Here is a 21,920-nt window from a genome sequence, read left to right on the forward strand (position 1 = left end):
CTTCTATCGGTATCTCCAACTGGTTAAATCGGCACCTTGTGGTGCGCTTTCCGCAATACGCTTCATGATTTTGGGCACGTACATGGAATTGTACCGCAAGCGGCTGATGGCGTTCGGCAGTTCTGGGTCGCCGTTCCAGCAATGTTCGGCACGGTCGCCGTACAACACTTCGCCTTCATAATAGGGCTCTGTGGTACTTTCCAAAAAGTCTTCCATCAAGTAAACGGCATTGTTCAAATAGTAGTTGTCCATATCTCCGCAGTATATATGGATTTTGCCCCTTAACTTTGGGCCCAATTTGTCCCAATCCCGTTCCAGAATGTGCCGCAGATCGTAGTTTTCTTTCCAGTATTCGGCGACCTCGTGGTCAATGTCTCCCGTCATTTTGTCCCAAATGCGCACAGGATAGCCATCATCACCCTGTGGGGAATAGGTCGCTTCCCAAATATCCCACTGTTGACCCGATCGGGATTTATCGCCCAAAACCAATTCCAGATGGTTTCCCTGTCGTAAAGTGGATTGGATATCGCCCAAATAATTTCTGTGGGAGGGAACTTCCAATTGCTTGTGTTCGGAATCGTAATAATATGCATTATCGTCTTCGTAAATATTGGTAAGGCAGTATGCCCTAAAATCGATGGGGTCTGGACAGGCAGCAAAGCAGCCATTGTACTCATCCGGATATTTCACTTGCACGGCCAAGGCTTCCCAGCCTCCGGTGGAGCCCCCGTAGAGAAAACGAGACCAACCCTCGCCCATGCCCCGAAACTCTTTTTCGATATATGGGATAAGTTCATAGGTAATGGCATCACCATAGGGGCCTTGGCTGGCTGAATTAACGGCATACGAATCGTCGTAATAGGGGGTAGGGTGCTGAATTTCAATGATGAGGAATCGCGGGAAATCGGGTTCGTTCCATCTTTTGTAAAAATCGTAGGCTTCTTGTTGCTGGATGATGTTGTACCCCTCCAAGTCAAACCGTTCTGAGTATTCAGGTTCCAAATTGGGGTCGGGCGGAGTAGTCCGGAAACCTCCAAAATCGCTTGGAAAATGCCCATGAAAGACCATCAACGGATATTTGGCCTCGGGGTGTTCTTCAAACCCTTTTGGCAACAATACGTGGGCCCCCAAATACATGTCCCTCCCATAGAATTCGGAGAGCTTTTCCGATTTGATCTTAATATGCTTGATCCACTCGGTATCCTCGGGCTCGGGTATAGGAGGGATGACTTGATCCAAGGTTACGGAAACATTGTCGATGCCATTTTCACCTACTGTTATTTTGAAAGGTGTACTGTACAGATTGCCGGGAGAGGTGTTCCAATGTTGTCCCTCGCCATTGTCCATAGGAAGTTTCACGGTATGGCCCGTGGACAGATTGAAGGTTTCATACACATGGAGCAAGGCCTGTACGTTGTATTCGCCAGGGGGAACATCCTTTAAACTGGGGTAGGGGTATCCGAAAATGGATTCATCAAAAGTAATGGATGTCCCGGGTGCCATATTATCCACGTTCATCCCAAAAATGAGCTGGGTGTTCAATCCATCATTGATTTGAAATCGGGGCTCCTTGCTATCATCGGTTGACAGCATGAGCAATAGTCGCCCATCTTTGTTTTCTGGACTTACGGTTTCGTCGAATGCGACGGAGATGTCAAATTTCGAGGTCTCTGTTTGGTTACAGGACAACATCAATAAGACAAAACAGCAAAAAAATGAGGTGAACTTGGTCATAACGGTTGGATTTTAGATAGTTAAGATAGTCCATTCTAACCGTAAAGAAAAAATCCCCGACATTTAAAATTTTAAACATCGGGGATCAAAACAAAATGGTTGGTTACATATGCTTACATAAGGGCGGCTTGCGCTGCAGCTACCCGTGCAATGGGTACCCTAAATGGGGAACAACTTACGTAGTTCATGCCCACTTTTTGGCAGAACGCAACCGAGCTAGGTTCACCACCATGTTCGCCACAGATACCTACTTTAAGATTGGATTTGGTCTTACGTCCCAACTGGGTTCCCATTTCCACCAATTGTCCCACACCTTCTTGATCCAATACTTCAAAAGGATCATGTTTTAGAATACCTTTTTCGAGATAGGTTGGGAGGAACTTTCCTGAGTCGTCCCTGGAGTATCCAAAAGTCATCTGGGTCAAATCGTTGGTTCCGAAGGAAAAGAAATCCGCATCTTCGGCGATCTTGTCGGCAATCAATGTGGCCCTTGGGGTTTCCATCATGGTACCTACGGAATACTCCACAGTATCCTTACGTTTTTTAAACACCTCCTCAGCGGTGGCATCAATTATGGCCTTTTGTTGTTTGAACTCTTCCACAGTGCCTACCAACGGAACCATAATTTCAGGTTTTACAATGATACCGTCTTTTTTTACTTTGAGCGCTGCTTCCAAGATGGCTTGGGTCTGCATTTCGGTGATTTCCGGATATGAAGTGCCCAATCGACAACCACGGTGTCCCATCATGGGGTTGAATTCTTCCAACTCGGCCACTTTACTTTTTACGGCTGATAGCGAAATATGTAAATCTTCGGCCAATTCTTTTTGGGTAGCCAGTTGATGAGGTACAAACTCGTGCAATGGGGGATCTAACAATCGAACGGTTACTGGGTAGCCCTCCATGGCCCTAAAGATGCCTTCAAAGTCACTGCGTTGCATGGGCAATAGTTCTTTTAAGGCCTGTCTGCGTCCTTTAACGGTGTCTGCCAAAATCATTTCGCGCATGGCCTTGATGCGGTCTACCTCAAAGAACATGTGCTCGGTACGGGTCAACCCAATACCTTTGGCACCGAAGTTCCTGGCAACCAAAGCATCTTTGGGAGTATCTGCATTGGTTCTAACATCCAAAGTGGCGTAGGTATCGGATAGATTCATTAAGTCAGCGAACTCACCACTGAGTTCTGGTTCTTTGGTGGCTACTTTTCCTTCCAAAATATTACCTGTGGAACCATTGATGGAAATCCAATCTCCTTCGTGATATTCATGGTCGCCCACTTTTAGTGTTCTGTTCTTATAGTTGATTTTTAACGCTCCTGCTCCGGATACACAACATTTGCCTATTCCACGCGCAACAACGGCAGCGTGGGAGGTCATCCCACCGCGAGCGGTCACGATACCTTTGGCAATATGCATCCCTTCCACATCCTCTGGGGAGGTTTCAACCCGAACTAGAATACTGTTCTTGAACTTGGATGCTTCATCTGCAAAGAATACGATTTGACCCGTTGCAGCACCGGGAGAGGCCGGTAGCCCTTGTGCGATGACATCGGCCTCATTCAAAGCCTCAGGGTCAAAGACTGGGTGTAGCAGTTCGTTGAGCTTATTGGGTTCAATGCGCTTGAGCGCTGTTTTTTCATCGATCAATCCCTCTTTGAGCAGATCCATGGCAATCTTTACCATGGCTGCACCGGTTCGTTTACCATTTCGGGTCTGAAGAATCCAAAGTTTACCCTGCTGGATGGTAAACTCCATGTCCTGCATATCTTGGTAATGGGTCTCCAATTTATTTTGATATTCGAAGAGTTCCTTATAGATGTCAGGCATCAATTCTTCCAATGATGGATATTTTTCCTTGCGTTCCTCTTCGTCGATTTGCGCAAGTCTCGCCCAGCGTTGGGAACCAAGCAGGGTAATTTGCTGCGGTGTACGTACTCCGGCCACCACGTCTTCGCCTTGGGCATTAATCAGGTATTCGCCATTGAACATATTTTCGCCGGTCCCGGCATCCCTCGTAAAGCAAACCCCTGTTCCGGAATCTTCGCCCATATTACCAAATACCATGGCCTGTACGTTTACTGCGGTACCCCAATCTTCGGGATACCCGTTCATTTTACGGTAATAAATGGCTCGGTCACCGTTCCAGCTATCAAAAACAGCCAAAATGGCTCCCCAAAGCTGGTCCCATGGGTTGGTAGGGAAGGGTTTGCCCGTTCTTTTTTTGACGATGTCCTTAAAATCGTATACGAGATCTTGCAGGTCTTGTACCGTAAATTGGGTGTCCTGTTCGATTCTCCTCTTATCTTTTAAATGGTCTATGATTTCTTCAAATGGGTCCAAATCGTCCTTGGATTCTGGTTTGAGGCCCATGACCACACTGCTGTACATTTGGATGAATCGACGATAGGAGTCCCAGGCGAAACGCTCGTTGCCCGTCATTTTAATGACTCCTTTTATGGATTCATCGTTGAGTCCCAAGTTCAGCACGGTGTCCATCATGCCCGGCATGGAAACCCTAGCGCCAGAGCGTACCGAAATCAATAGTGGATTTTCATCATCTCCAAAAATGGCACCCATAGTTTGCTCAATATTGGTAATGGCATCCCTTACCTCGGGTTCAATGCGCTGGATGACCGCTTCTTTTCCTTCCTCGTTGTATTGGGTGCATACTTCTGTGGTTATGGTAAAGCCAGGTGGCACGGGTATTCCTATTCGACTCATTTCGGCAAGGTTGGCTCCCTTTCCTCCGAGCAGGTTCTTCATTTCGCGTCCACCATCGGCCTTTTTGTTGCCGAAGGAATAGACGCTGAGTTGATTTGCTGTGAGTGTTTCCATCTTTTTATCTATTAAGAGATTGATACATGCTAATTGTTCCTGTAAAATTACTGGCTAACCTATCCGCAGAATATGATATAAATCAGGATTTTGACCAAGAAGGGTTTGATAACGTGGTCTTTAAGAGGGCAAATTAAAAATGCGCCAAATTTTTGCGAAAATTTTATCCAAATGAGGTTGAAATACCATCAAAATGTATTGGAAAACCAAAAAAAATAAAAAAATATGGGGTGCTTTTTCCTTTGAAATCAAGGCTTTAGGAAATAACTGACATATATCATCTTTTAAAAATATTTCGCAATAGATCTTTGTCCCATCAAAAACCAAAAACTATGCAATATCATATCACACATCGACCTTCGCTTTTAAAAGCAGTCATTTTTTGGCTATCGTTCGCCCTTGTTCCGATGGCACTTTTTGCACAAGATTTTACCCTCAATAATTCGGAAGGAGAAGTACTGGTTACAGGAACTTCCACCTTGCACGATTGGGAAGAAGTGGCAGAGCAAAAATCAGGTTCCATCAATTTGGACAAGACGGGAGAACTGCCCCAAATCACATCCTTAAAGTTTGTGGTAGAAGCGGAAAGCTTAAAAAGTGGTAAAGGAGCCATGGACAAAAACACCTATAAGGCCTTGGATACCAAAACCCACAAACAAATTGTGTTTGAGATGAAGAACGTGAAAAGCATTTCGCCCATCACAGCCACTTCCAACAAATACAAAGTAGTGGCAACAGGCAACCTGACCATTTCGGGAAGTACCAAGACCATTGACCTGCCTTTTAACCTAAGTATCAACGGTGACAAGGTGGTCCTGGAAGGCAAAAAGGCCCTGAAAATGACCGATTACAATATTGAACCTCCCAAAGCTCTTTTGGGAACGATTACCACTGGAGATGACATCGAGGTTCACTTCAATACCGTTTGGAAATAATTTAATCTTAATACTCAACTAATAAATCTACAATCATGAAAAAATACACAAAATTTGGATTGTTGGCTACTGCTTTCCTAGTTAGCCTATCGGGATTTTCCCAAAACCGTCAACTCGACAACTTCCGTAACCCGGACAAAACAGGCATCAATGTATTTGAGGCCCCTAAGGATTCCGTTTCCACTTTCGATGGGATTAAGGTACGTGTGGGAGGATCTTCTACACTGCAATTTCAGGCTATCGACCATGAAAACTCTGGAGCCGTGGAGCTGATCGAGATCGGGGACAACTTTAACTTGGCAACGGCCAACTTGGATTTGGACGTGGCCTTGGCCAAAGGGGTGCGTATGCACCTAAGAACCTATTTATCTTCGCGTCACCACCCCGAACCTTATGTAAAGGGAGGGTATTTGCAAGTTGATAATTTGGATTTCATCAGTCCTGGATTCTTGGAGAATACCATGAAGTACCTTACCATTAAGGTGGGTCACATGGAAAACAACTATGGTGATGCCCACTTCAGAAGAACGGACAACGCACAGGCCATGCACAACCCTTTTGTAGGAAACTTGATCATGGATGCCTTTACCACAGAGGTAGGTGGGGAAGTATACTTTAGAAAGAACGGTTTCATTGGGATGTTCGGGCTTTCCAATGGAAAATTGAACCAAGCTGTTACCAACCCAGAGACTACAGGAGCCTCCATTTTGGCCAAATTGGGTTACGATGGTCAAATCAATGAAGATTTGCGATTGAGACTTACAGGTTCCATGTACAGCACCAACAAATCAGGACGGGTATACCTTTACAGTGCAGACCGTGCAGGATCAAGATATTACTTGGTGATGGAGGATACAGAGGCATCCGCCACCAGCAACTTCAGATCAGGTAGGTACAACCCAGGATTCAACAATGAGATTACTGCCTTTATGATTAATCCATTTGTGAAATACAAAGGATTGGAATTCTTTGGTACCATTGAAACTGCTTCGGGAAGAAGCAATGGGGAAACCGAAGATAGAAAGGCTACTCAGTTGGCCGGTGAATTGATCTACAGATTTGGAAACAATGAAAACTTCTATTTGGCTACCCGTTACAATACAGTAACTTCCGATGACCCTTCCGGTTCCGAAGTGACTATTGACAGGTTCCAATTGGGCGGTGGCGTATTCTTGACCAAGAACATTTTGGCAAAAATAGAATACGTAAACCAACAGTATGATGGATTCGATACCACTAGTATCTTCAACGAAGGTCAGTTTAAAGGACTTTTGTTGGAAGCGGTGATCAGCTTCTAGAAATTATAAATGTTCAAAAAAGACCTAGGGCAATAATGTCCTAGGTCTTGGATATTAAAATTGTTATATTTAAGTATCATGATAACCTCTATTCCACAAATAACGAAAACACTTTTCATTGGCCTCGTGCTTGTGTCTTGGTTTTCCTTTAGCGACCCTGAACGGGAGACTAAGGTAAGGGTGGAGCCACAAAGCGAGGTAGTGATCGCTGGTACTACCAATGTCAATAACTTTACCTGCAAATACAATTTACAGGAATTGGAGGTACCCATTCGTTTGATCTACGACGAAAAATCTGAGCATATTCTTTTTAGGAATGCTGAGCTAAAGCTGGTCAATGATTGTTTTGATTGCGGAGGAAAGGCCATCAACAGGGATTTTCAAGAGTTGCTCAAAACGGAGAAGCATCCGCAAGTCGGGCTAAGATTATTGTACGTAGAGCCCCCATCTGTCAATCAAAATATGGTGAGTGTTGGCTTGGAGATCAAAATCGCCGGGGTTACCCGCAAGTACCAGACCCTATTGCAATGTGAGCAGGCCAAGGATATTTGCGTAAAGGGTACTTTAGACTTGAAATTGAGTGATTTTGAGTTGAAAGCTCCCAAAAAAATGCTGGGTATGATTAAGGTAGACGACGAAATCAAAGTGCATGTTACCCTTCAAATGAGCGAAATCTAAGCATTGTATGCTGTTAGGGTAAAGAAATCCGTTTTGATAAAATTATCTAACGGATTTTTTGTTTGAGCACATATTTCATAAAACCAATAATCAGTATCTTGTGTGCTACATAAATAACTGAAACTAAACAAATACTTCAAATGAAACGATTACCATTGACAAAGGGTATACTTGCGTTGGCCTTTGTGCTATTGACAACCACTTTTTACGCTCAGGACAACTTTGGTGGACTTGCACTTTATACCGTTAGGGACAACATGGGAGAAGATGCCAAAGGCACTCTTCAAAAAGTTGCCGACGCGGGCTATGCTTACATAGAGGCAGCAGGCTACAATGAAGGAAAATTTTACGGAATGGACCCAAAGGAGTTCAAATCCTATCTAGAAAGTATTGGATTGACTCCTGTTAGTACCCACATGGGAATGGTTACTTTGGACAATGCTGATCAATTGATCGCCGATACCAAAGCGGCTGGCTTTACCTATTTTACCATTCCTGTACCACCTATGGGTATGTTCACTTTTGATCGCGAGAACAGGACAATGGGGATGAAAGGTACCATGGAAGATTTTGCCAACGTACTGACAACCTTGGGGAAAAAATGTGAGGCCGCAGGATTAAAGCTATTGTACCACAACCATGATTTTGAATACAAGGACAATGAAGATGGCATAAAGCCTATTGACTATCTATTGGAAAACACAGACCCGGAATATGTCAATTTTCAGATGGACCTCTATTGGGTGACGAAAGCCGGTGCTGATCCAGTGGCCTATTTTGAGAAATATCCCGGCAGGTTCAAACTATGGCATGTTAAGGATATGGACGACGAAGGGCGATTCGCCCCTGTTGGTGAGGGAAACATTGATTTTGGTAGAATTTTGAACGAGAAAGAGGCTTCGGGAATGCAAATGTATTTTGTGGAGCAGGACAGAACTTGGGACAAGGAACCATTGGAAGTGATCAAAATCAGCCATAAAGCGTTGAAAGCGATAGGGTTTCAATAAAAACCAATGTAAGCGGTTATGATAGCATTGCAATAAAAGGGCAAGAAATCAAAAAAATATTTTTTACAACCGCTTACATTAGTATCTTTGCACCCGCAAAGTTTGGTCGCGTAGCTCAGCTGGATAGAGCATCTGCCTTCTAAGCAGACGGTCGAAGGTTCGAATCCTTCCGCGATCACTAAAAAAAGCTCCCAAACATGGGGGCTTTTTTGCTTTTATCAAGATATTCAACCACACCATCGAGGATTAAATTTTAAACCTGTAACTTGTAAATGAATGCATAATCAATTTATAGGGTCCTTGTTTTTTTCCAACACCAGTATTGATCAGAAACAACACTTGATCTTTCCCATACGCGATTGCAGCCATATTTTAAATGTGAAACATGAAAAAGCTACTTCTTGTCATTTTGCTTCTTATAGCCATTGCGATGATTTTCATTTCCATAAATGCCCGTATTCTTCCACCGGGCCTAACGGGTTTAGGATTTATACTGATTGCAATCATGCTCTACAAGAAACCGTAGCCACTGGCTTAGAAACAAAGTATAATATCCACCAGTTGTACCACAGCACAAAGAAAAAACCACTCTCCAAGATAATTTGACCATTAAACAACGACCAATATCCAAAGAACAGCATGTAATCTTCCCTGAACAAAAGGAAACAGTTGAAGGAAGCAATAAAAGAACGAATTATGGACCGTAAACAGATTACCACTTTTGATGCAATCATCATTGGTTCTGGGCAAGCAGGGACCCCATTAGTTTTTAAATTGGCATCGGAAGGTCAAAAAGTGGCGTTTATCGAAAAAGAACATTTCGGAGGCACCTGTGTAAATAATGGCTGTACACCCACCAAAGCCTACGTGGCCAGTGCCCGACGTATGTGGGAGGCACAGCATGGAGGGGACCTTGGGATTGAAATTCCACCGGGAACCAAAGCAAACCTTCGCGCCATAAAAGCTCGAAAGGACAAATTGGTTCAAAATTCCTTGAATGGCATTGCCAAAGGGGTGGAGAATCATGAAAATATCAGTTTTTTTAAAGGAGAGGCACGTTTTGAAGGCGATAAGATTGTGGAAGTAAACCATACATTCTTGACCGCCAAGGAAATTTATATCAATGTTGGTGGCAGTCCATTTATTCCTGATGGCTATGAGGACATCCCGTATCTCACCAATCAGAGTATATTGGAGTTGGAAGAATTGCCTGAGCACCTTTTGATTATCGGTGGAAGCTATATTGGTCTGGAATTTGGCCAAATGTTTTCGCGATTGGGTTCAAAGGTCACCATTATTGAACGGGGTAAGACCATTATTGGAAAGGAGGATGAGGAAACCAGTCAAACTATTCAACGAATGATGGAAGAGGAGGGGGTGGATTTCAGGCTCGGCGCAACTTGTCTGTCCGCCAAGAAAAATGGACAAGGTGGAATTACTGCACAAATCAATTGCTCCAAGGAGGGTCGATTGGAAATAGATGGGAGTCATCTTTTGTTGGCCGTTGGTAGACGCCCCAATACTGCAAACCTGCAGCTTGAAAATACCGGTGTAAAAATAGATGATAAAGGATTCATAGCGGTGAACGATTACTTGGAAACCAATGTGAAAGGCATTTTTGCCTTGGGCGACTGCAATGGCAAAGGATCATTTACTCACACCGCTTACAATGACTACGAGATTCTTGCTGAGAATAAATTTGATGGAAAAAACAGAAAGGTATCCGATAGAATCACAACCTACGGACTTTATGTTGACCCACCCTTGGGCAGGGTCGGCATCACCAAAAAAGAGGCCCAAGATAAAGGGATGGATGTGCTCATAGGACATCGACCCATGAACAAAGTTGCCCGTGCCAAGGAAAAAGGAGAAACCAAAGGTTATATGAGCGTGGTGGTCGATGCAAAGACCAAAAAATTATTGGGAGCCACAGTACTTGGTGTGGGCGGGGATGAGATTATCAGTGGCCTTATCAACATGATGTATGCTAATAAAAGTTATGAGGTGATACGCGACTCCGTACAACCCCATCCTACCGTTTCCGAGCTTATTCCCACCATGTTGGAATCATTGACTAAATTGTAGAAAAATATGAAAGCCATTTGGAACAATCAGATTGTGGCCGAAAGTGCCAACACAATCATAATCGAAAACAACCATTATTTTCCACCGGAAAGCATCAATCCAACGTATTTTAAGGACAGCGATACCACTAGCACTTGCCATTGGAAAGGCACCGCCAATTACAAGACGATCGTGGTGGACGGAGTTGCCAACGAGGACGCTGCTTGGTATTATGCAAATCCCTCTGCTTTGGCGAAGGGGATTGCAGGCTATTATGCTTTTTGGAAGGGAGTAAAGATTGAAAGTTAATGAAGTTAAAAGACCAGTTTTTAAAGACCAGAAAAGAGACCGAAACGATATGCAGCCCGCTTCAAACCGAAGATTATGTGGTACAGCCTATGGAAAATGTGTCACCACCAAAATGGCATTTGGCCCATACCACATGGTTTTTTGAGCAGTTTGTCTTGGTGAAATACGACAATAATTACAAGGTATTCCATCCCGATTTTGCCTATTTGTTCAACAGCTATTACAACAATATGGGCAAAAGAACCCAGCGGCAAGATCGTGGGTTTATGACCCGGCCTAGTGTCTCCAAGATTTACGAATATCGGGAATATGTTACCAACGCTATCGAGAACATCTTGAAGAGCCACCCCAGTAATGAAGTATTCGAACTGGTTGAAATAGGGATACATCACGAACAACAGCACCAGGAACTTTTGGCCTATGATATCAAATATATCTTGGGAACACAGCCCACATTTCCCAGCATCGGAAATGTTTTTGGATGGGAAGCGGAGCGCCAAAAACAGGAATGGATTTCTTTTCAAGAAGGTTTGTATGAAATCGGTCATACAGGGGGCGGATTTTGTTTTGATAACGAACTCCCCTCGCACAAGGTCTATCTACAAGATTTCCAAATCAGTAATAGGTTGGTGACCAATGGCGAATTTTTGGAGTTTATGGAAGATGGCGGATACAACAATTTCAATCTATGGCACGATGAAGGATGGCATTTTATCCAAAACAATGGCATCGCACACCCCCTATATTGGCATTACCATGACAGTGAATGGCAACAGTACCATTTTAATGGGCTGGAAAAGCTAAATCCAGATGTACCGGTATCCCATATTTCCATGTACGAAGCCTATGCCTTTGCCAATTGGAAAGGAATGCGATTGCCCATCGAATTTGAATGGGAAGTGGCCGCCGATAAATTGGCTTGGGGTCAACTATGGGAATGGACACACTCTGCCTATTTACCTTATCCTGGCTTTACCCAGGCCGAGGGAGCTCTCGGGGAATACAACGGGAAGTTTATGCTCAACCAAATGGTGTTGAGAGGCGCTTCGGTAGCTACGGCACAAGGCCACGAAAGAAATACGTACCGTAATTTTTTTCATGCCTCCAGTAGATGGATTTTTTCAGGGATTCGATTGGTAAATAAGTAAAATAGCATGGGAGAATTTTTTGAACACGTAAAAGAAGGACTGAGCAAATCCCCAAAGGAAATTTCGTCCCGATACTTCTATGATGCCAAGGGCGATGCACTGTACCAAGGTATCATGAAGTTGGATGAATACTATCTTCCCCGTTGCGAAATGCAGATTATAGCCGACAAAAGCCATCAGATTGCCAAAGATATTGCCGCGCAACATTCGTCTTTGCAAGTTGTGGAACTAGGGGCAGGCGATGGCTCAAAAACCAAGCATTTGCTCAAACAATTCCGACCCTATTTCAGCGATTTGGAATATGTTGCCATGGATATCTCCGAAAATGTGTTGGATATCAACCAAACGGAGATCAGAAATGAAATTGAATCCATTGACTACAACGGTATCGCCGGTAACTATTTTGAAACCTATCAATCCCTCACCGAAACATCCAACGGAAGATTGGTTCTGTTTTTGGGAGCGAATATCGGCAATTATACCACGGAGGAGGTAATCGACTTTTTTAAGTTTGTACAGTCTGGATTGGACAGGAACGACTATTTTTTGGTCGCTTTCGACCTTGTAAAAGACCCCAGAAAAATCCTTGCGGCTTACGATGATAGTCAAGGGATTACCAAACAGTTCAACCTTAATTTGTTGGAACGGATGAATCGGGAACTGGGTGCGAATTTTGATACCCGACATTTTGATCATTTTCCGTTTTATGATCCACTGACGGGCATAGCCTCCAGTCAAATTATCAGTATGAAAAAGCAGACTGTCGAGTTTTCCAATGGCTTTTCCGCATCCTTTGACCTATTTGAAGCCATCCACACGGAGATTTCCAAAAAGTTCTTTTGGAGCGATATTGAAGAAATCGCCGAGGAATCAAACATGCATATTGCACAGAATTATTTCAACACGAGCAAGGGATATTCGTTTGTTCTGTTTCAGCCGGCTAGCTAGTATTTTATTTTTTTTCAATTATTGCGCAACGCCTCGATGAGTTCTTCTTTATCCATTTTGGACCGCCCCTCAATGCCTACGTCTTTGGCTTGGTCATAAAGTTCTTCCTTTGTCCATTCCTCATAAGGACTCGCTTTTCCTCCCTTTTTTCCAGCGTCAGGTGTATTGGCAATTCTGGCGGATTTTTCTTTACTGTACCCTTGCTCGCGAAGGGCTTCGTATTGTTCTTCGTTTTGTATGCTTGGATTTGGCATCATTACATATTTTAGTGAAACGTAAAGACTTTCCTTACTTTACCGGAATATGGTCAAGTGCCGGGAATTAATTTGCCTCATTTGGGATTTTTATTGCCTTTGCAGATTATTTGGAGTTTGTCCAAAACTTGTCCCTACGAACGAATCACGTTAACATTAAGACGTAATGGGCTAAGTTACACTTATCTAAGTCGATATCTTAAAAGCTTTTAAAGGATGTTTTGGCATGACAGAAGTATTTACGAATGATTGGTCCCAAGTGATGGATTTTGCCCTAAAAGTGGGCATTGCAACCATTTCTGGCCTATTGATAGGGGTGGAAAGGGAATTTAAAGGCAAGGAAGCCGGTTTAAAAACAAATACCTTGGTCGCTATAGGTGCAGCAGTATTTGTATTGATTTCCATGCGTTTTTATGGTGAGGAATATACGGATATCACTAGGGTATTGAGCCAAATTGTTACCGGAATCGGCTTTTTGGGCGCAGGCGTTATTCTGCAAAATGAAAAAGAAGAGCGCGTAAAAGGCTTGACCACCGCAGCCACGCTTTGGTGCAGCGCTGGAGCTGGATGCCTGGCGGCCATGGCTATGTGGCTGGAATTGGCCATACTTACGGTATTGGTAGTAATCGTAAACATTTTTTTTGGATATATCGACGATAGATTGTCAAAAAACAGTAATTAGCTTCAGGAAAGTTGCTCGTCTAGAAAACCTTTTTTGGAAGGACCTAAGTGCCTGAAATTGAACAAAACAGACCTTAAAAATATTTGTAAGAAAAATATTTCATTTTTGAATACGATTACAATGAAATTCACGTTCTGGGATGTAAGGGATGATCTTTTGGAAAAGACATGGATTTGACTATTTTAAATAAAATTTGAATTATGAAGATGGCTGATGTAGAGCACAATAGAATAGAATACAAGCGCATTAAGAAATTAAGTGAGTTTGACCTTGATTATGGCAACCTCCACGAAGAATTCAAGGGTTTGGTGGAACTGGCAGCACATGTCGCGGGTACCGAAATTTCCCTGATCAATTTGATTGACCAGCACTCACAATGGAGTGTGTCCCGGCATAATCTGGATGTATTTCAGATGGATGTGGAATACTCCATTTGCCAACATACCATTCAGTCCGACCATATTATGGAAATACCGCACCTTGGGCGCGATGAGCGTTTTAGCGACAGGCCTTTTGTAAAGGCTGATGACGGGTTCCGCTACTACTTGGGCATTCCGTTAAAGGTAAAGACCGGGGAGAATATCGGGGCACTATGTGTGATGGACCATCAGGAGAAAAACGTTTCAGAAGAAAAGAAAAAGTTGCTTCGGCTCATTGCAAATGAGATTGTGGAGAAACTGGAGAACAAGTTAAATATGGATGAGCTTCAGGAAGCATTGGATAAAGCAACGGTGCAGCGCAATCAATTGGCACACGATGTACGAGGTCCTATTGGAGGTATTCTCGGTTTAGCTACAAGCACCGAAAATGTACCTTTGGAAGAAGAAGAATTCATGCAGTATATGCAAATGATCAAAGCATCTGCTGCCAAGTTACTGGAGTTGACCGACGATATTCTGGAAAGGCAGAAGGTCCAACAACAGGAAAACTACTTTAACCTATCTGGTTTTAAGCAGCATCTGGATGGGCTTTACGAACTTCCAGCCCGTAACAAGGAAATCCAACTGGACATTGATATCAACCAAAAAGAAGACCATCAAAAGTTTCCAAGAAGAAAGCTGCTACCCATAGTGGGAAACCTCATCGCGAACGCCATCAAATTTACCCCTTCGCAAGGAACTATCGGCGTGGACCTCGATATTTCGGGTAAAGATGGAAAGAGGAACTTAATGATCACGGTTAGCGACAACGGCAAGGGAATCCCAAAGGAACGCTTGGAAAATATTAAAAAATTAGCTTGGTTTGAGGACCATGGCACCGACAACGAAAAAGGGTATGGCCTAGGGCTTCAACTCGTAACTGAAATGGTCGAGGATATCCATGGAACACTGCATATCGATTCCGAAGAAGGGAAGGGTACAAGTGTATGTATTGTGGTACCTTTAAAGGATTAAAAAATATATCCCTTTTTGATGGTACAAAAAAGAATCCTTCCTTTTGTTCTGGGTTCCCTAGTGGTTTCTTCCTGTGGAAAACGAAGTAGAACACGCGTGATCACCGATTTGTCGCAACCGGTTTTTGATACCTTGGTTCCTTACGAAAAGCCCCTTAAGCCCTATGGTGTTGCTCTGTTTAAAGTGCAAGGTTCCGTAAATGATACCATAGCCATTCGGTTTTTAGGGTTGGATAGAAAATATATGGGCTCTTTTTCAGATAATATTAAAATGGAGTATTATGGTATGATTCCGGTAGTCTTTGAGTTTGATCCATTCCAGGCTAACGAGGGTGAGGTGAGGGTAGAATACTCCATTGAATAAATAGTCTTCATGCTCAGCAAATCCCTAAAGTCTGACTGAGACGATAATTCATTTAAAAATTCAACACAAATAAAAGGCTGCCTTTTTAGGCAGCCTTTCTCTTTTGGTAAACTATATCGTTTACATTTTCAACCGCATAAACAGCTCGTGGGTGTTGTTGTCCAGTCCATCAATTGGGTTTTGGATAGAAGTTTCATAAGCGTAGCCCAAATTGAATCCATTGCTGATGTTGAACAAGAACAGTCCGCTAATACTCTCATCATGTCGATAACTGGCCCCGAACTCAAAGCGTTCCCCAAAGTCCAAGATTCCGGTTACTTCCACAGAGATAGGGGATGCGTCCACATAGCGGAACATGCCCATGGTCTTAAGGTCCAATGTCTTTCCTAGCAAGAAGGTGTATCCGCCGCTCAAGTAGGCGTGCATGCGGTCCACACCCAAGAAAGCGTTTCCGTCACGTTCTTGCAAACGGTCCGGGGTCAACAGCTTTGGAGCAGAAAGGGATGCAAAATACCTATCGTGTTTCAAATAGACCCCGGCTCCCACATTGGGCGTAAAGCGGCTTTCGTAATCCATCAATGCGCCATCCTGACCAACACCGTAAGTGATAAGGCCCTGTGTATTGGCATCGTAGGAGTTCGCGCTTCCCTTGATTCCGAAATAAAGGGTGTGCTCTTCATCCAACTGGACATTATAGGACACATCAATGGCCACCCAAGTCTGTTGTTCTATAAAGGTTCTGTCGTTTAGAATGGAGGCACCGAGTCCCACATTTTTCCCGACCGGCATCCCGAAAATAGCGCTCTGGCTCTCCGGTGCCCCTTCGATGCCCGCCCATTGGCTACGGATTCCCAAAGCGAATTCCGCAGCCTCTGAACTTCCTACGAAGGCCGGGTTGTAAATGTTCATGTTGTAACGGTAAAAGGTATAGTTGGGATCCTGTTGGGCATTTGCCGTAGCGCAGACCACGAGGAACAGGGCCAGTAATCGTATGTTATTTAAAAGTTTCATTGTTGTAGTATGGTTTTTTGTTGGTATTAATAGTTGATAAATATCCAGCCCTGCAATGGTGCACTGCCATCGCCCAGGTCTATGATGTATAAATATGAACCTGCAGGAAGCTTTTCGTTTCTACTTTTATAAAAGCCTTCCCAATCGTTACGATAGGATTTTGTGGCGAACACTTCGTGTCCCCATCGGTTGTAAACCTTGACCACGTTGTTGGGATAGTTGTCTATCCCCGGGATGATCCAGGCATCATTGTTACCGTCGCCGTTGGGCGTAAAGGCCTGGGCAGGTACCAATAATGGTTCTTCGTCCGTTGGGAATGCGTCATCGAAATCGGAAACACCGTCGTTGTCGTCATCTTCGTCCATGGTATCGGGGATACCATCGCCATCGGTGTCCAAGGGTTTGCTGGACGCATCGGTTGGATCTGTTCCTTCCATCAGTTCTACCTCATCAGAATATCCATCGCCGTCATCATCCGTATCGGCATTGTCGCCAATACCATCTCCATCGGTATCCACAGTTTCACTGGCATCCATTGGGAAAGCATCTTCACTATCCGGGATTCCATCGTTGTCATCGTCGTTGTCCACATTGTCCCCTAGACCGTCCCCGTCGTTGTCCGTATCGGTTACGCCATCGTTATCATCGTCGTTATCTGCATTGTCGCCAACACCATCGCCGTCCACATCGGAGGTTTCGTTGGGATCATTTGGGAAGGCGTCCTCAGTGTCTGGCACACCATCATTGTCCGCATCATCGTCGGCGTTGTCGCCTGTTCCGTCACCATCGGTATCGGTATCCTCGGAAGCATCCTTTGGGAAGGCATCCTCACTGTCCGGAGTACCATCGTTGTCATCATCGTCGTCGGCATTGTCACCTGTTCCGTCACCGTCGGTGTCGGTATCTTCAGATGAATCCTTCGGGAAAGCATCCTCTGAATCGGGAGTACTGTCGTTGTCATCGTCGTCATCGGTATTGTCACCTGTTCCGTCACCATCGGTATCGGTATCCTCGGAAGCATCCTTTGGGAAGGCATCCTCACTGTCCGGAGTACCATCGTTGTCATCATCGTCGTCGGCATTGTCACCTGTTCCGTCACCATCGGTATCGGTATCTTCAGATGAATCCTTCGGGAAAGCATCCTCTGAATCGGGAGTACCGTCGTTGTCATCATCGTCATCGGCATTGTCGCCTGTTCCGTCACCGTCGGTGTCGGTATCTTCAGATGAATCCTTCGGGAAAGCATCCTCTGAATCTGGAGTACCGTCGTTGTCATCGTCATCATCGGTATTATCCCCCGTTCCGTCTCCATCGGTATCGGTATCTTCTGAAGCATCTTTTGGGAAAGCATCCTCTGAATCTGGAGTGCCGTCGTTGTCATCATCGTCATCGGTATTGTCACCAGTTCCGTCACCATCGGTGTCGGTATCCTCGGAAGCATCCTTTGGAAAGGCATCCTCGGAGTCTGGAGTACCATCGTTGTCATCGTCGTCATCGGTATTGTCCCCCGTTCCGTCACCATCGGTGTCGGTATCCTCGGAAGCATCTTTCGGGAAAGCATCCTCTGAATCTGGAGTACCGTCGTTGTCATCGTCGTCATCGGTATTGTCCCCTGTTCCGTCACCATCGGTGTCGGTATCCTCGGAAGCATCTTTCGGGAAAGCATCCTCTGAATCTGGAGTACCGTCGTTGTCATCATCGTCATCGGTATTGTCCCCTGTTCCGTCACCATCGGTATCGGTATCCTCTGAGGCATCCTTCGGGAAAGCATCTTCGGTATCCGGAGTACCATCGTTGTCATCATCATCATCGGCATTGTCGCCTGTTCCGTCACCATCGGTGTCGGTATCCTCGGAAGCATCCTTCGGGAAGGCATCCTCTGTATCGGGTGTACCGTCGTTATCGTCGTCGTCGTCCAAATCATCTGGTATTCCATCACCATCCGTGTCCTGCGAAGCGTTGATACTTGCGGTATAGCTGGAAGTACTCACCGCGTCATCGTTGTCTTTTACTTTGAAAGCGAAGGAGCTATAACCATCTCCATATTCGCCATTCGCAGTGGTATACGTCAACAGGGAGATGTCATCGATCATGTCGTTGATCTGTACTGCTGAACCATTGTACTCCAAGGTTCCTTTGGCGGGCAACGATATTACTTGGATACCATTAAAGGAATCACTGGGGTCCACATCGGTAAAAGTAAAGTCTGCTGCCGTAAAAGGGTAGGCGGCATCCTGAATCACTTCCACGGTGCTATTGGCTCCTGATGGAACATCGTTCACATTGGTGATGTTCAAGGTTGCGGTCACGGTCTGCGAGAAGGAAACAGCATCCTCAAAATTATAGGTAAAGCTGTCCGTTGCCGATTCGTCACCGTTGTGCTCATAAGTAAAGGTTCCATCTGGATTAAAGGTAAATGCTGCTGCGTGGGAAGGATTGGTAATGATGTGGTATACCAAATCATCTCCGTCGATTTCTACATCGTTGGTGGATACGTCATCGTTTAAAGTGGCATTTTCATCCAAATTGAAGCTATCGTCATTGGCTACTGGCGCGTCGTCCTCTGGCAAAATAGAAAGCGTAATATTTGCTGTCACTTTCTGTCCTTGGTCATCCAACTCGTAGGTTACCGTATCGGTACCATTTTCATTGGCATTTGGTGTGTAAATCACTTGATTGCTGCCATTCACCACGGCGTTACCTTTGGTACCTTGTGCGGTTATGGTCACCGTTGGGGTAGCACCCATATCGTACACATCGTTGTAGAGCACATCAATGGGGTCCGAAACAGTATCCTCGTCCAAAATGGCCAAATCATCATCAGCACTAACCACTAAGGTTACATTGTACGGACCAAATGTTGCGGTTCCCACATTTCCTGCATTGTCTTTAACTTCGGCGTGGATGTACCAGCCTGTGCCCCCTGTGTTGAAGGAAGTGGTCTTGGACTGACTATTGCTCCAAGAACTCCACGAAGCGTTGTCGGTGGCAGGTGCAGAGGCACTTTGGATTTTGGCAAATCGCTGCACGTCAAACCCGCTGCCACCATTTTCATCTTGGAACACCAACTGAATATCCGTGTTGGTATCCAAGTTTCCACTGGTTGGATTGGCTGTGATGGTCGGGTCGGTATTATCGTCCACAATGGTTAGCGTACGATAAAAAGGTTCCGACCAAACCCCTGTATTGGTCTGTGTCCGTAGACTTATAATATAATCCGCAGATAGATTGTTGTAGGCCGAAAAATCGGTCATGGGCGTACCAGCATTATAAATTTGGGTGTCAGAAGGATTTCCATCGGTATCATAGGTACGTTGGGTAACGATCCATTCCTGTACGGATAGGGTTCTTCCGTAGGGGTCTACGGAGTTATCCACAATTCCAATGGTCATATTGCCCGTATAGGTATTGATCAAATCGGGTTGTATATTGAACTGCGCAATGGGCAAATCGGTTGCTCCACCCGAACTGGCTGTTTTTTCCACGTAGATACTGGTTGGGCTACTCCAAGTACCTTGATGGTCCTGAACCCTTAGCATTACCAAGTATTCTCCATCGGGAACTGTATTTTTATCAAATTGTCCAATGGTCCAATCGTTGGTAGAGCCAGCGTCTACAGCCTTCCATTTCCATTCGGATTGGTTGATTCCGTTATTGGCCCCACCATCCAAATCGTATGAGGTGTTGTTGATGAACCCGGTATCTGCACTGTAGGTAAAACTGGCCACTGGTTTTCTGTGAAAGAATAGGGTAGTGGGCGCTGTTGGCAAATCCTCAAATGTGAAGGAGTATTTACCGGGTTTTTCGTAGAATTCCGGCACATCTTCCAAATACAATCCATCCCAGGATACTTTTCCGGTGTTGTTGGCAAAATGGGTCTCATCGTGGGTGATTTTCCATCGTCCCGAGGGATAACTGGCATTTGCCGTGTTCGATTTTAGCTGGGCGGGGTCCACATCGATTTCTACCGAGGTACCCGCAATAAAGAATTCCCCTGCGGTGACCGTTCCAAATTGATACTGATCGTAAATGTATTGAGACATGTCGTCCATCCAGGTCGACCAGCTTCCGGCATCCCGGTTAATAAAGGTACCCTGAGTGTTGTTCTGCTGGATAAAGCGCTCAAACTGTGCTTGGTTGGCATTGGTTCCCCATCCGATATAGTGAATATCCTCGTTGATGGTACGCATCAAGATTTCCGAAAGGTCTTGGTCGCTATCGAAATCGGCCACTTCAATGTCGTCCAAGTTGACGTTAAAGCGAAGTGCACTATTTCTCCACTGTGGCTCACGAAGTACATCCTTAAAGGCTCTTAGCTCCAATTTTTCGATATTGATATCCTTGAAATAGGCATTTTGTTGCTCATGGACATAGAATCCGTAACTGCCTGAAGGAAATGAGGTGTCGGTGATATCAAAAGATTGAATCCAGTCGGTACCCGCGTTGCCGCCACCACCTCTACGGGAAATCTTGATGTTGTCGCCCGACATTTCTATTTTAAAATCTATTTTTTGGCCATTGTAAAAGGCGGCGAACATATCGGCCCTATTCGCATCCCATCCGTAGGGGGCCGAGCCGGAGCGTCCGCTATTGGTGTTTACGGCCAAAATGGTGGTAACCCCGTTTTCTCTTTTTAAGATGGCCTCAGCCGGGAATCCGTCACCGTTGGCATAGTTCATCAAGTTTCCACAATAGGTATGGTTATCGATGATGTATGCATAAAAATTCTGATTGTCCTTCTTTCTAAAGATAAACCCAACTTCTGCGTGGGTGTATGGGGAACCGGAAAGTCCGAAGGTGGCCGATATGGTTCCATCGGCTACATCTCCAGTCGGATCATACATCGCATAGCCATAACCGTTGTATCTGTTTACGAAATCTGCAATGATTTGATTGGTTCCCGAATCGAAGGAAAAATAATCTCCCGTGTAGGAGGAGTGGACAGGAGGCTCCGTCCCGTTAAAGTTCATTTTGTTCCAGCTGTTAAAAATGTCGCTGGCATCTGCTTGATCGGAAGAAATGGAACTCCGCTGGAAGGCTTCAACCCTTAGTTTGCCCAGTGGGATACCTTTGGCGTACATGGCCTGCTCCAAATCGTCCTCAAAAGTCGAAAGGTCCAAATTTGCCGATCCAACAGTGACCATTACGTCCACATTTGGACCCTGTTGCACTGTCATATCTACCGTTTGGGCCTGAATGGTGCCACAAAGCAGAAAAAGGGTGAAAAGTGTTAGTGAGGTTTGTAAAAAATGTTTCATGGT

The 21,920-nt window shown here is 44.8% G+C and carries 17 protein-coding genes and 1 tRNA gene; 13 read left to right on the forward strand and 5 right to left on the reverse strand.

The window, feature by feature from the left end; genetic code table 11:
• Positions 1-3 precede the first annotated feature (3 nt).
• Together GGE08_RS09920 and ppdK are read right to left on the reverse strand one after the other, a co-directional pair.
• Complete coding sequence (locus GGE08_RS09920; protein WP_179384735.1) at positions 4-1,734, reverse strand: alpha/beta hydrolase-fold protein; 1,731 nt, start codon at positions 1,732-1,734, stop codon at positions 4-6.
• A gap of 113 nt (positions 1,735-1,847) precedes the next feature.
• The gene (gene ppdK / locus GGE08_RS09925; RefSeq protein WP_179384736.1) at positions 1,848-4,568 is read right to left on the reverse strand and encodes a pyruvate, phosphate dikinase; all 2,721 of its coding nucleotides are present in this window, start codon (positions 4,566-4,568) and stop codon (positions 1,848-1,850) included.
• 332 nt (positions 4,569-4,900) lie between these two features.
• Between ppdK and GGE08_RS09930 the strand changes: the two genes are divergently transcribed.
• From GGE08_RS09930 to GGE08_RS09975, 10 genes are all read left to right on the forward strand, one after another.
• Positions 4,901-5,503, forward strand: coding sequence for a YceI family protein (locus GGE08_RS09930; protein WP_179384737.1), 603 nt, complete (start codon positions 4,901-4,903; stop codon positions 5,501-5,503).
• Between the two features lie 35 nt (positions 5,504-5,538).
• Positions 5,539-6,801, forward strand: a complete 1,263-nt coding sequence (locus GGE08_RS09935; protein WP_179384738.1) for a hypothetical protein — start codon at positions 5,539-5,541, stop codon at positions 6,799-6,801.
• A 78-nt stretch (positions 6,802-6,879) separates the two neighbouring features.
• Entirely contained in the window at positions 6,880-7,479 is a 600-nt protein-coding gene (locus GGE08_RS09940) for a YceI family protein (RefSeq protein WP_179384739.1), read from the forward strand.
• A gap of 140 nt (positions 7,480-7,619) precedes the next feature.
• Positions 7,620-8,486 carry a sugar phosphate isomerase/epimerase gene (locus GGE08_RS09945; RefSeq protein WP_179384740.1) on the forward strand — a complete coding sequence of 289 codons (867 nt, stop codon included), beginning with the start codon at positions 7,620-7,622 and terminating at the stop codon, positions 8,484-8,486.
• Between the two features lie 104 nt (positions 8,487-8,590).
• Positions 8,591-8,664 (forward strand) — tRNA-Arg (locus GGE08_RS09950).
• Positions 8,665-8,871: 207 nt separating this feature from the next.
• A complete protein-coding gene (locus GGE08_RS09955) occupies positions 8,872-9,012 on the forward strand; it encodes a hypothetical protein (protein WP_179384741.1) in 141 nt (46 codons plus the stop codon).
• Between the two features lie 170 nt (positions 9,013-9,182).
• Entirely contained in the window at positions 9,183-10,571 is a 1,389-nt protein-coding gene (locus GGE08_RS09960) for a mercuric reductase (protein ID WP_179384742.1), read from the forward strand.
• A gap of 6 nt (positions 10,572-10,577) precedes the next feature.
• On the forward strand, positions 10,578-10,859 hold the full coding sequence (locus tag GGE08_RS09965) for a DUF427 domain-containing protein (RefSeq protein WP_179384743.1): 282 nt from the start codon (positions 10,578-10,580) through the stop codon (positions 10,857-10,859).
• Entirely contained in the window at positions 10,859-12,007 is a 1,149-nt protein-coding gene (gene egtB / locus GGE08_RS09970; RefSeq protein ID WP_179384744.1) for an ergothioneine biosynthesis protein EgtB, read from the forward strand. The genes GGE08_RS09965 and egtB overlap by 1 nt, the downstream gene beginning before the upstream one ends.
• A 6-nt stretch (positions 12,008-12,013) precedes the next feature.
• Complete coding sequence (locus tag GGE08_RS09975; RefSeq protein ID WP_179384745.1) at positions 12,014-12,955, forward strand: L-histidine N(alpha)-methyltransferase; 942 nt, start codon at positions 12,014-12,016, stop codon at positions 12,953-12,955.
• Positions 12,956-12,969: 14 nt separating this feature from the next.
• Here GGE08_RS09975 and GGE08_RS09980 read toward each other — a convergent pair whose 3' ends face one another.
• Positions 12,970-13,209 (reverse strand): Rho termination factor N-terminal domain-containing protein, encoded by a 240-nt coding sequence (locus GGE08_RS09980; RefSeq protein WP_179384973.1) that lies wholly within the window; start codon positions 13,207-13,209, stop codon positions 12,970-12,972.
• Positions 13,210-13,435: 226 nt separating this feature from the next.
• On the opposite strand from GGE08_RS09980, the gene GGE08_RS09985 reads away from it, so the two are divergent.
• The 3 genes from GGE08_RS09985 (at position 13,436) to GGE08_RS09995 (ending at position 15,648) form a co-directional block, all read left to right on the forward strand.
• A complete protein-coding gene (locus GGE08_RS09985; protein ID WP_179384746.1) occupies positions 13,436-13,891 on the forward strand; it encodes an MgtC/SapB family protein in 456 nt (151 codons plus the stop codon).
• 200 nt (positions 13,892-14,091) lie between these two features.
• Positions 14,092-15,285 carry a GAF domain-containing sensor histidine kinase gene (locus tag GGE08_RS09990; protein ID WP_179384747.1) on the forward strand — a complete coding sequence of 398 codons (1,194 nt, stop codon included), beginning with the start codon at positions 14,092-14,094 and terminating at the stop codon, positions 15,283-15,285.
• Positions 15,286-15,303: 18 nt separating this feature from the next.
• Positions 15,304-15,648 carry a hypothetical protein gene (locus GGE08_RS09995; protein ID WP_179384748.1) on the forward strand — a complete coding sequence of 115 codons (345 nt, stop codon included), beginning with the start codon at positions 15,304-15,306 and terminating at the stop codon, positions 15,646-15,648.
• Positions 15,649-15,768: 120 nt separating this feature from the next.
• On the opposite strand, the gene GGE08_RS10000 is transcribed toward GGE08_RS09995, so the two are convergent.
• A complete protein-coding gene (locus GGE08_RS10000; RefSeq protein ID WP_179384749.1) occupies positions 15,769-16,659 on the reverse strand; it encodes a type IX secretion system membrane protein PorP/SprF in 891 nt (296 codons plus the stop codon).
• 26 nt (positions 16,660-16,685) lie between these two features.
• Positions 16,686-21,917, reverse strand: coding sequence for a gliding motility-associated C-terminal domain-containing protein (locus tag GGE08_RS10005; RefSeq protein WP_179384750.1), 5,232 nt, complete (start codon positions 21,915-21,917; stop codon positions 16,686-16,688).
• Positions 21,918-21,920 lie beyond the last annotated feature (3 nt).

Source organism: Allomuricauda sp. ARW1Y1 (assembly GCF_013407935.1).
Classification (GTDB): domain Bacteria; phylum Bacteroidota; class Bacteroidia; order Flavobacteriales; family Flavobacteriaceae; genus Flagellimonas.

Bases quoted from the DNA above. Each gene is read 5' to 3' on its own strand.
- ppdK (WP_179384736.1), bottom strand. From the start codon at position 4,568: ATGGAAACACTCACAGCAAATCAACTCAGCGTCTATTCCTTCGGCAAC.
- GGE08_RS09980 (WP_179384973.1), bottom strand. From the start codon at position 13,209: ATGCCAAATCCAAGCATACAAAACGAAGAACAATACGAAGCCCTTCGC.
- GGE08_RS09985 (WP_179384746.1), top strand. From the start codon at position 13,436: ATGACAGAAGTATTTACGAATGATTGGTCCCAAGTGATGGATTTTGCC.
- GGE08_RS09920 (WP_179384735.1), bottom strand. From the start codon at position 1,734: ATGACCAAGTTCACCTCATTTTTTTGCTGTTTTGTCTTATTGATGTTG.
- GGE08_RS10005 (WP_179384750.1), bottom strand. From the start codon at position 21,917: ATGAAACATTTTTTACAAACCTCACTAACACTTTTCACCCTTTTTCTG.
- GGE08_RS10000 (WP_179384749.1), bottom strand. From the start codon at position 16,659: ATGAAACTTTTAAATAACATACGATTACTGGCCCTGTTCCTCGTGGTC.
- GGE08_RS09935 (WP_179384738.1), top strand. From the start codon at position 5,539: ATGAAAAAATACACAAAATTTGGATTGTTGGCTACTGCTTTCCTAGTT.
- GGE08_RS09960 (WP_179384742.1), top strand. From the start codon at position 9,183: ATGGACCGTAAACAGATTACCACTTTTGATGCAATCATCATTGGTTCT.
- GGE08_RS09940 (WP_179384739.1), top strand. From the start codon at position 6,880: ATGATAACCTCTATTCCACAAATAACGAAAACACTTTTCATTGGCCTC.
- GGE08_RS09965 (WP_179384743.1), top strand. From the start codon at position 10,578: ATGAAAGCCATTTGGAACAATCAGATTGTGGCCGAAAGTGCCAACACA.
- egtB (WP_179384744.1), top strand. From the start codon at position 10,859: ATGAAGTTAAAAGACCAGTTTTTAAAGACCAGAAAAGAGACCGAAACG.
- GGE08_RS09990 (WP_179384747.1), top strand. From the start codon at position 14,092: ATGAAGATGGCTGATGTAGAGCACAATAGAATAGAATACAAGCGCATT.
- GGE08_RS09955 (WP_179384741.1), top strand. From the start codon at position 8,872: ATGAAAAAGCTACTTCTTGTCATTTTGCTTCTTATAGCCATTGCGATG.
- GGE08_RS09930 (WP_179384737.1), top strand. From the start codon at position 4,901: ATGCAATATCATATCACACATCGACCTTCGCTTTTAAAAGCAGTCATT.
- GGE08_RS09945 (WP_179384740.1), top strand. From the start codon at position 7,620: ATGAAACGATTACCATTGACAAAGGGTATACTTGCGTTGGCCTTTGTG.
- GGE08_RS09975 (WP_179384745.1), top strand. From the start codon at position 12,014: ATGGGAGAATTTTTTGAACACGTAAAAGAAGGACTGAGCAAATCCCCA.
- GGE08_RS09995 (WP_179384748.1), top strand. From the start codon at position 15,304: ATGGTACAAAAAAGAATCCTTCCTTTTGTTCTGGGTTCCCTAGTGGTT.